Origin of the sequence: Microbacterium sp. B19 (assembly GCF_000333395.1) — a bacterium.
In the GTDB taxonomy this organism is placed as follows: Bacteria; Actinomycetota; Actinomycetes; order Actinomycetales; family Microbacteriaceae; genus Microbacterium.
Genome location: NZ_BADA01000324.1, coordinates 24,550 through 33,722, shown reverse-complemented (window position 1 = coordinate 33,722; position 9,173 = coordinate 24,550). Strand labels below are relative to the sequence as shown.

At 72.0% G+C, this 9,173-nt stretch carries 8 protein-coding genes and 1 pseudogene; 6 read left to right on the top strand and 3 right to left on the bottom strand.

The genetic code is table 11. The features are described from left to right. The 3 genes from I5G_RS11515 to I5G_RS11505 form a co-directional block, all read left to right on the top strand. A partial coding sequence (locus tag I5G_RS11515) for an ABC transporter permease subunit (RefSeq protein WP_022879184.1) occupies nucleotides 1-205 on the top strand: 205 nt, incomplete at its 5' end. Continuing rightward, entirely contained in the window at nucleotides 198-1,880 is a 1,683-nt protein-coding gene (locus I5G_RS11510) for a dipeptide/oligopeptide/nickel ABC transporter permease/ATP-binding protein (RefSeq protein WP_022879183.1), read from the top strand. The genes I5G_RS11515 and I5G_RS11510, both read left to right, overlap by 8 nt. After that, the gene (locus I5G_RS11505; RefSeq protein ID WP_022879182.1) at nucleotides 1,873-2,694 is read left to right on the top strand and encodes an ABC transporter ATP-binding protein; all 822 of its coding nucleotides are present in this window, start codon (nucleotides 1,873-1,875) and stop codon (nucleotides 2,692-2,694) included. Before I5G_RS11510 ends, I5G_RS11505 begins: the two co-directional genes overlap by 8 nt. Before the next feature lie 244 nt (nucleotides 2,695-2,938). On the opposite strand, the gene I5G_RS22080 is transcribed toward I5G_RS11505, so the two are convergent. From I5G_RS22080 to adhP, 3 genes and pseudogenes are all read right to left on the bottom strand, one after another. After that, nucleotides 2,939-4,441 (bottom strand): HNH endonuclease signature motif containing protein, encoded by a 1,503-nt coding sequence (locus I5G_RS22080; protein WP_022879180.1) that lies wholly within the window; start codon nucleotides 4,439-4,441, stop codon nucleotides 2,939-2,941. Between the two features lie 215 nt (nucleotides 4,442-4,656). Beyond that, a pseudogene (locus I5G_RS26490) lies at nucleotides 4,657-4,809 on the bottom strand (GNAT family N-acetyltransferase); the annotation flags it as partial. A 451-nt stretch (nucleotides 4,810-5,260) separates the two neighbouring features. Next, a complete protein-coding gene (gene adhP, locus I5G_RS11490) occupies nucleotides 5,261-6,319 on the bottom strand; it encodes an alcohol dehydrogenase AdhP (protein ID WP_022879179.1) in 1,059 nt (352 codons plus the stop codon). Nucleotides 6,320-6,477: 158 nt separating this feature from the next. Between adhP and I5G_RS11485 the strand changes: the two genes are divergently transcribed. The 3 genes from I5G_RS11485 to I5G_RS11475 all read left to right on the top strand — a co-directional run bounded on the left by I5G_RS11485 (nucleotide 6,478) and on the right by I5G_RS11475 (nucleotide 9,150). Next, on the top strand, nucleotides 6,478-7,314 hold the full coding sequence (locus I5G_RS11485; RefSeq protein WP_026095869.1) for a universal stress protein: 837 nt from the start codon (nucleotides 6,478-6,480) through the stop codon (nucleotides 7,312-7,314). A gap of 175 nt (nucleotides 7,315-7,489) precedes the next feature. Beyond that, nucleotides 7,490-7,846, top strand: a complete 357-nt coding sequence (locus I5G_RS11480) for a YciI family protein (protein WP_022879177.1) — start codon at nucleotides 7,490-7,492, stop codon at nucleotides 7,844-7,846. Continuing rightward, a complete protein-coding gene (locus tag I5G_RS11475; RefSeq protein WP_022879176.1) occupies nucleotides 7,780-9,150 on the top strand; it encodes an RNA polymerase sigma factor in 1,371 nt (456 codons plus the stop codon). Before I5G_RS11480 ends, I5G_RS11475 begins: the two co-directional genes overlap by 67 nt. The last annotated feature ends 23 nt before the right edge of the window (nucleotides 9,151-9,173 follow it).

The window sequence follows — 9,173 nt, the reverse complement described above, 5'->3', positions numbered from 1 at the left end:
TCGGCGGCCCATCGTCATCGAGACGGTGTTCAGCCTCCCCGGCCTGGGTCTCGAGGTCGTGCAGGCGATCATCTTCCGCGACTTCCCCGTCATCCAGGGCATCGTCCTCACCGTCGGCGCGCTCGCGATCCTCATCAACCTGCTCATCGACGTCGTGCTGGGCCTCATCGACCCCCGCACCCTCGGAGGCCCGACGCATGTCTGAACGCCGCTCCCGTCACGTCCCGGCCTCCCTCCTCGCCGGTCTCGTCATGCTCGGCATCCTGGTGGTCATCGCGGTCGTCGCGCCCCTCGTGTGGGGTGCCGCCGCGACCACGGTGACGCCCGACACCCGATCCCTGCCCTCGGCCGCGCACTGGCTCGGCACCGACGACCTCGGCCGTGACGTGCTCGCCCGCACGCTCGTCGCCACCCGCCTGACCCTCCTCATGGCCGCCGCGGCCACGGCCGGATCCGTCGTGCTGGGCGTGCTCATCGGCGGGCTCGTGTGGGTCGGTCCGCGCGGGCTCCGCGAAGCCGTCCTGCGCGTCATCGACTCCACGGTCGCGTTCCCCTCGCTGATCCTCGCGCTCGTGATCGCGGCGATCCTCGGTGCCGGGACGCTGTCCGCGATCGTCGCGATCGCGCTCGCCGGGGTCCCGAGCTTCGCCCGCATCACCTCGAACATGACCGGCGCCGTCGCCACCCGCGACTACGTGGGGACCGCGAGGCTGCTCGGCGTCCCCCGTTTCCGCCTGTTCTCGCGCCACCTGCTGCCCAACATCTCCGGGCCGCTCCTGGTCCTCATCGCGTCGAGCTTCGCACTGACGCTGCTGGACATCTCCAGCCTGTCGTTCGTGGGACTCGGCGTGCAGAGCCCCGACTTCGACTGGGGGCGCCTACTGAACGAGGGCCTCCCCGCGGTGTACTCGCAGCCGCTGCAGGTCGTGGGCCCCTCGGTGATGCTCGTGTTCGCCGGCGTCGCCGCGATGCTCGCCGGCGACGGGCTGGCCGTGTGGCTCGACCCCCGCAGCTCTCGGGGCACCCGTGCGCTCGTCTCCCGTCGGCGCGAGGCGGGTGTCGCGGCCCATCCCGGCGTGCTCGTCGAGGTGCGCGGGCTGACCGTCCGCGCCCCGAGCGGCAAGACGCTCGTCGACGACATCTCGTTCGAGATCGCCGCCGGGGAGATCCTCGGCCTCGTCGGCGAGTCGGGGTCGGGCAAGTCGATGACCGCGATGTCCCTTGCGCGGCTGCAGGCCGACGGGGTGGCGGTGAATGCCGATGTGCTCCGCCTCGACGACCTCGACCTGCTGTCACCGGGGAACCGCTCGCGCCTCGCGCGGGAGATCGGGCTGGTGTACCAGGACCCGGGTTCGACCTTCAACCCGGCCCTGCGCATGGGCGCGCAGCTGACGGAAGTTGCCCGCGTGCATCTGGGGCTGTCGAGACGGGCGTCCCGCACGCGCCTGCGGGACGGCCTCGCCGAGATGCGCATCCGCGAGCCGGAACGGGTGATGGGTCAGCACCCCTTCCACCTCTCGGGCGGCATGCTGCAGCGCGCCGGAATCGCGAGCTCGCTCGTCACCGACCCGCGTTTGCTGATCGCCGACGAGCCGACGACGGCGCTCGACGTCACCGTGCAGGCCGACGTGCTGCGGCAGCTCAAGCGTCTGAACCGCGACCGCGGCACCGCGGTCCTCTTCATCTCGCACGACATCGGCGTGGTGGAGGCCCTGTGCGATCGGGTCCTGGTGATGCGCACCGGCGAGATCGTCGAGCGCCTCACCGCCGACCAGCTCCGTCGACGCGAAGTGCAGCACCCCTATACGCGGGCCCTGCTGGCAGCGACTCCGACCCTGACCACCGTCCCCCGTCCCCTCGAGGAGCGCGACCGTGTCTGACACCCCCCTGCTGCAGATCAGCGACCTGTCGGTCGATCTGGGTCACGGCATCCGGAGCACCCGCGTCCTGAACGAGGTGAGCCTGCGGGTCGACCGCGGCCGCACGGTCGGCATCGTGGGCGAGTCGGGGTCGGGCAAGTCGACGCTGGCCAAGACGATCGTCGGCCTCCACCGCGTCGCGGCCGGCTCGATCGTGTTCGACGGAACCGAGCTCGCGTCGGCGAAGCGCGCGACCGTCGCGGCCGTGCGGCGGCGGGTGCAGTACATCCCGCAGGATCCGTTCTCGTCCCTCGACCCGCGGCGCACGATCGGCCAGACCCTTGCGGAGGCCATCGATCCCGTGGGCGCGCGACTGCGTCGCCACCGGGCTCGGATCGTCGAGGCCCTGGCATCCGTGGCCCTCGGGGAGGATGCCGTGGATCGCTACCCGCACGAGTTCTCGGGCGGCCAGCGCCAGCGCATCGCGATCGCGCGGGCCCTCGTGGTCGATCCCGACGTGATCGTGGCCGACGAGATCACCTCGGCGTTGGACGTGTCGACCCAGGCCGAGATCCTGCGCCTGCTCGAGCGGCTGCAGCGCGAGCGCGACCTCACCATGCTGTTCATCTCGCACAACCTCGCGGTGGTCGAGCACGTGTGCGACGAGGTGCTCGTCCTGCTGCATGGCCGCGTCGTCGAGCACGGCACGATCGAGGACGTGTTCGCCGACCCCCGCGAGGCCTACACGCGGCGCCTGCTCGAGTCGGTTCCCGGCGGCGCGGCGTTCGACGTCACGGCCCCGGTCACCACCGCGGTCGTGCGCACCGTTCGCTGACAGGACCCGCTGGAGAACATGGAGCCGACCTGCGAGATGATCGACGACCTCAACCTCCACGTCGACGGGAAGATCTCCACCTCCGACATCATCGGGAAGGTCGAGCGCGGCGGATACCGTGAATGACGCCGTCGTCGACCCGCACGCCTCCTGTCCAGGCCGCACTGATCGCGCACGGCCGGACGCCCGCTTCGCCTCCTCCGCATCCGCTCGGTCGGGCCGCTCAGAACGGCCCGGCCGAGGTTCAGAACGGTGCTGGTTCACGTTCACGGTCGGTCGCGGGTGGCGGGTCGGTCGGGGGCGGCGGGTCGGTCGGGGGTGACGGGTCGGCGGTGGGGTCGTCGGGGAGGAATCTGACTGCTGGGGAGTAGGGCAGGGGTTCGTCGATATAGACGCGTCCGGTAGGCGAGGTCCACGCGAGGATTCCGGTGGGGAGTTGTCGGACCGTCCAGCGGGTCAACTGTTTCTGGGTGTGGTGTCTTTGACACAGGTGCGCCAGGTTGGTGACGTCGGTGGCGCCGCCGAGGGCCCAGTCGTGGGTGTGGTCGACTTCGCAGCGCACGGCGGGGGCGACGCATCCGGGCCATCGGCAGTGGCGGTCGCGGGCGCGAAGGTGCCGGTCGATCGCGGTGGTGCGCTGGTAGGTGTCGGTGCGGAGGACTGCGCCGGTGACGGGGTGGGTGATGACCCGGTCCCACGGGACCGGGGTGGCTTCGGCCAAGGCGCGGGCGGTGCCGGCGTCGATGGGGCCGTGGCCGACGAGGCCGGCGGGATCGGAGTTCTCGGTGCCCGGGCGGAGCATCGTCAACGCCGGGACCACGACCTGCACCCGCGCCCGGATCGCGCCGAGGGCGCCGGGGCCGTCGTCGGTGCGGGTGGGGTCGGCGTCGGGCGCAGCGGTCAGCAGCAGGTCCGCGAGGATATCGGCGCGCACCTGATCAGGGGTCCGGGTATCGGGCGCGGCCGTCGTCGCGGCCTGTGAGCGGTCACCGCGCTCGTCCCCACCCCCGCGGCTACCCGCGGGTTCCCCCGCGGAGGTATCGCCGCAGCGCCCGTGTTCCCCCGTCGACGCGTCACCACGCGCGGCGTCTCGGCGCAGGTCGACGATCGCGGCGCTCTGTTGCACGAGCCGGTCGTAGATCCCCACCGCGAGCACCGTGGGGAGGGTCGCGATCAGGTCGGACATGCCGTCCTCCCCCGGCACGACGCGGACGCACCGGGCTTCCCGGCCGCGGTGGTGCCGCTCGGTCAGCGTCGTCGATCGCAGCGACTCCGCCAACGCCAGAAGCCGGGTCCTCAAGCGCGCCGGGCTCAGCCCGTCGGCGGTGGCGACGGCGAGCACGTCGAACTCGCCACGCCGCTCCGGGGGCAGGGGTGTCCCGGCATCCACGATCACCCGCACATGCGTCCGCGTGAGGGCCCCCGCCTCCCACGCGTCCAGGGTGACGGGGAAGTCGTCGGCAAGGGTCATCGCCCGCCCGATCTGCGCCTGCACACTCCGATCCGACACGCACTCCGCGGCCGCGATCTCGGACGCGACTTCCCGCAACGCCAACTCCGCCGCTCTCCCCGACGCCCGCACCCCCGCGGACGCGTTCAGGGCGAGGCGGCCTGCGCGGGCCAACGCCCGCGTGCGTCGGGCTTCGGCGGAGGCGAGTTCGGCATCCGTTCCGCGCACCTCGACCAACACCGCCGAGAGGGCCGAAGCCCCCTTATCGGGCGGTGTCGGAACCGGATCGAAAGACATGTGTGCATGCTAGCGACGGCCTCCGACATCGAACCCGTCCCACCCGCCCGAATGGGGACAAATCAGCCCCAAGGCGCGCTGGGGAGGAGGGGCACCGCGCATCCGAACCCGAACGAATGACCCACTCGTCAGGGTATTTCCCCAGATGAACGCACTGCGGGTGAAGTTTCGCAGAGACGCGCCCACGCCCGACCTCAGCCCGCACGGAACCTCGCTCAGGACGCCGCGAGCGAGCGCGACCACGCGACCTCGCGCCCCAACTGCCCGGTTCGCCGGAACAGCCGCACCTGATGCGTATCCGCCAGCGCGGCGAGCTCGTCGCGATCGGAGTGCTCGAACCCGAGGCTCTGCCAGAACGGCCCGGAGCGCGGCGGCGAGGATCACCCTCGTACCGATCAGGGCAGGCGGGTGAGATGGCAACCTCTTCGCGCCGAGCACCGATCGATGCGCCGGCCGCCGAGCCGCCACTGCCGTCGTCGCAGTTTCGCAGCCGAGGAATTGCGAAGAAGAGCGAGGCGCACCCGAGCGCGGGAGACACTCTCCGGCAGCCGGGTTCACATCGGTGCGCCATTACAACGCCGCGGCCGCGCGGCTTCTCGCGTTCAGGCGAAGCGCTCGAACGGGATGACCGAGGAGTCCGCCCGGGCGCGGCCGGACGCCGACCTCCTCCCCGCGCTGAATGACGGACGCCGGCCGACCCCGCCCCGCGCCGAATCCGGACGGCGGCCGACCTCCACCCCGCGCCGAATGCCGGACGCCGGCCGACCCCGCCCCGCGCGGGGCCGGCCGACGTGGGAGGCAGGCCCGAAAGAGATCGCGCTAGGAGACGGTCTCCACTGCCTCCGTGACGGGCACCAGGTCGGCCGTGTGGTACGCGAAGACCAGACGCGCCGGCACCGAACCCGCGAGCACCTCCTCCACCGAGCGGTTCACGTCCGCGAGGTCGCGGGTCTGCGTGATGACCCGCGTGCGACCGAGGGCGTGGAGCGCGAACACCTCGACGAGGTCCTGGCGCGTGCCGACGATCGAGCCGATGACGCTGATGCCCTTGAGCACCGTGTCGAACACCGGGATCGTCAGCTCCCCGCCCGCGGGCAGCGACACCAGCACGAGTCGGCCGCCGCGGTTCAGGGAGTCGAAAGCCTGTCGGAACACCGAGGGTGCGACCGCGAGGACGATCGCCGCGTCGGCTCCGCCCTGCTGCCGGATCGCTTCGACCACGTCGGTGGTACGGGCGTTGACGACGACGTCGGCGCCGAGCTCGGTCGCGAGCTGGAGCTTCTCGTCCGTCACGTCGACCGCGATGACCTTGGCGCCGACGAGCCGCGCGTACTGCACGGCCAGGTGCCCGAGGCCGCCGATACCGAACACGGCGACGGTCTCCCCCGGCGTGACGCGGGCGTTCTTCACCGCCGCGTAGGTGGTCACGCCGGCGCACGTGAGCGGGGCGGCGTCCAGCGGGGTGACCCCGTCGGGCACCGGAACCGCGAACCGGGCGTCGGCGAGCATGTACTCGGCGTAGGCGCCGTCGACGCCGTAGCCGTTGTTGTACTGCTGCTCGCAGAGGTTCTCACGCCCGTCGACGCAGTAGCGACACTCGCCGCACGCGTGACCGAGCCACGGCATCGCGACGCGCTGCCCGACGGTGCGGGTGGTGACCCCGGCGCCGATCTCTTCGATGATGCCGACGCCCTCGTGTCCGGGGACCAGCGGGAGGGGCGGCTTCACGGGCCAGTCACCGTTCATCGCGTGGATGTCGGTGTGGCAGAGGCCGCAGGTCTCCAGGCGGACCAGGACCTGCCCTGGTCCGGGTTGGGGAATCGCCCGTTCCTCCACCGTGGCGGGCGAACCGAACTGTTCGACGACTGCTGCGCGCATGATCTCTCCTTGGATCGTTTGCCTGCCTCGAGTCTTCGCCCGTGCCCCTCGTCGCGGTGGGCCGAAGGTCCCGCGGGCTTCCCCCGGCGAGCGAGAGGATCGGAAACGAGCCGGTCCGCATCACGAGCGGCCCGAACGGCACGAGCGGAGGAACGATCATGAACGGAACGATCGCGGTCGGAGTGACCGACGCCTCGGCGGCGCAGAACGCCCTGCAGTGGGCGATCGAGCGCGCGGTCGCGCGGCGGGAGCGGCTCCGGCTGGTGTCGGTGGTGGGCACCGCGTGGGGCATCGGCGCGGAGGACACCCTCATCGCCCACGCCACCCGCCGGGCCGAGGCCATCCTGGAGTACGCGGCCGAGAAGGCCCGGGCGGCCGGAGTGGATGCCGAGACGGTGATCGAGCGCGGAGACCCGGTGGCGCGGCTGGTCGACGTCTCGCAGCAGGTCGATCTGCTGGTCATCGGCAGCGACTTCGCGAGGGACCGCTCGGCGCTCCGCGGCGTCCGCGGAGTGCGGATCACCGCCGCGGCCGGCTGCCCGGTCGTCGTCGTGCCCGAGGTCGTGTCCCGCGAGCGCGCGGGTGTGGTCGTGGGTGTCGACGGGTCGGAGGCGTCGGAGAGGGCGATCGCGTTCGCCGCGGCCGAGGCCGACCGCACGGGAGAGGGTCTGACCGCGGTGATGACGTGGTCCCCTGTCCCGGTGCCCTTCGAACTGGACGAGTACCCCCAGGACTACATCGACCGCATGCAGGACATCACCACGGAGGATCTGGCCATCTCCCTCGCGGGGCTCCGCCAGGACTACCCCGACCTCGCGGTGACGACGATCGTCGAGTCCGGGTACCCCGCGCAGGTGCTCACCCGCACGGCCCACTCGGCGCGGCTCCTCGTCGTGGGGAGCCACGGCCGCGGCGCGGTCGCGCGGTTCCTGCTCGGCTCGACCAGCCACGCGGTGCTGTCGCACCTGCCGACGGTCACCGTCGTCGTCCGGTGAGGCGGCGCCGGCCGGCCGAGCGAGGGAGCGGGTCCGGATGGAGGCAGAGCGGTCACCCGCGGAGTGCTGCCGCCGAAAAGTTCTCGCTCGATTGTCGATCCGGCGGCAGGCTGTTCGTCGTCAGTGATGACGGAGCCGGACAGGCCGGCCCGCGACCGAGTGCAGGAGGCATCCCATGGCCAAGTACGCGATCCTCATCTATGAAGACCCCAATTTCTACACGACCATGTCGCCGGAAGCGTGGGGCGCGGTGATCGACGCCCACGACACGTTCACGCGGCAGGTCACTGAACTCGGCGGTTCGATCGAGGGCGGCGCGGCGCTCGCGTCCCCCACGACGGCCACGAAGATCACGACGGACGGTGCGCTGACGGACGGCCCGTTCGTCGAGACCAAGGAGGCCTTCGGCGGCTTCTACGTGGTCGAGGCGCGCGACCTCGACCACGCCATCGAGATCGGCAAGCTGTGCCCGGCCCCCGGTGGGGGCGTCGAGGTGCGTCCCGTGGTGGACCCGACGACGAATCCGTTCTGATCGCCGGCGGCGACGAACCGACCGCGTCCGCCGCGCAGGCGGACGCGGTCGTTGCCGCGCTGGCGGAGGCGCACCGCTCCGAGTGGGCCTTCGTCCTGTCTGCCACGGTGCGCGTCACGGGCGACCTGGACCTCGCGCAGGAGTGCGCCCAGGAGGCCTACGTGCGCGCGCTGCAAGCCTGGACGCGAGACGGCATTCCGGCGCGACCAGGCGCCTGGCTCACGACGGCGGCGCGGAATCAGGCGCTCGACCGATTGCGCCGCGAGGTCTCCCTCCGGCGAAAACTCCCGCTCCTCGTGGAGCCGGTCGGTACCGGCCCGCACGATCCCGCCGACGAGCACGAGCCGGATGCGGCGGTGCCGGACGACCGACTCCGACTGGTCTTCACCTGCTGCCACCCGGCCCTGGCGCCCGAGGCCCGCGTCGCCCTCACCCTTCGCTTGGTCTGCGGTGTTCCCACCTCCGATGTCGCCCGGGCGTTTCTGGTGTCCGAGTCGACGATGGCCGCACGGATCACTCGAGCCAAGAAGAAGATCACTGCAGCACAGATCCCCTACCGGGTGCCGGAGCGCGCAGACCTCTCCGAGCGGCTGGACAGCGTCCTCACCGCCGTGCACCTGCTCTTCAGCACCGGGCACACGGCCGGGGAAGGGGATGCGCTCGTCCGCGAGGACCTCTGCGACCGGGCCCTGCACCTGGCCCGCACGCTGGCAGCGCTGCTCCCCGAGCAGGCCGAAGCGCGCGGCCTCCTCGGCCTCCTGCTCCTCACCGACGCGCGCCGAGCCACCCGGACCGACGAGCGGGGCCGGCTCCTTCTCCTTGCCGATCAGGACCGGACCCGCTGGGATCAGCGCGCGATCCTGGAGGGACTCACCGTGACGGCCGGAGCGCTGGCGTCGGGCCCACCGGGGCGGTTCACCCTGCAGGCGGCGATCGCCGGTGTGCACGCGGTGGCCCCCTCCCCCGAGCTGACCGACTGGCCGCGCATCGTGCACCTCTACGACCTCCTGCTGGCGGTCTGGAACACCCCGGTCGTCGCCCTCAACCGAGCCGCCGCCGTGGCGTTCGCCGATGGTCCCGCCGCCGCCCTGCCGCTCCTCGACGAGTTGGCGTCCGACCCTCGGATCGCCGACTATCCCTACCTCCACGCCACCCGGGCCCATCTGCTGCAGCGTCTCGGTGACGCCGCTGCAGCGGCGCGGTCCTACCGGCGCGCCCGCGAGCTCACGGCGAACGCCGCGGAGCAGGCGTTTCTGGACGATCGCTTGGCCGAGGTCGGTGACCCCGACACCCCCATCGGGTAGGCCGGAGGTGCAAGCCGCACCAG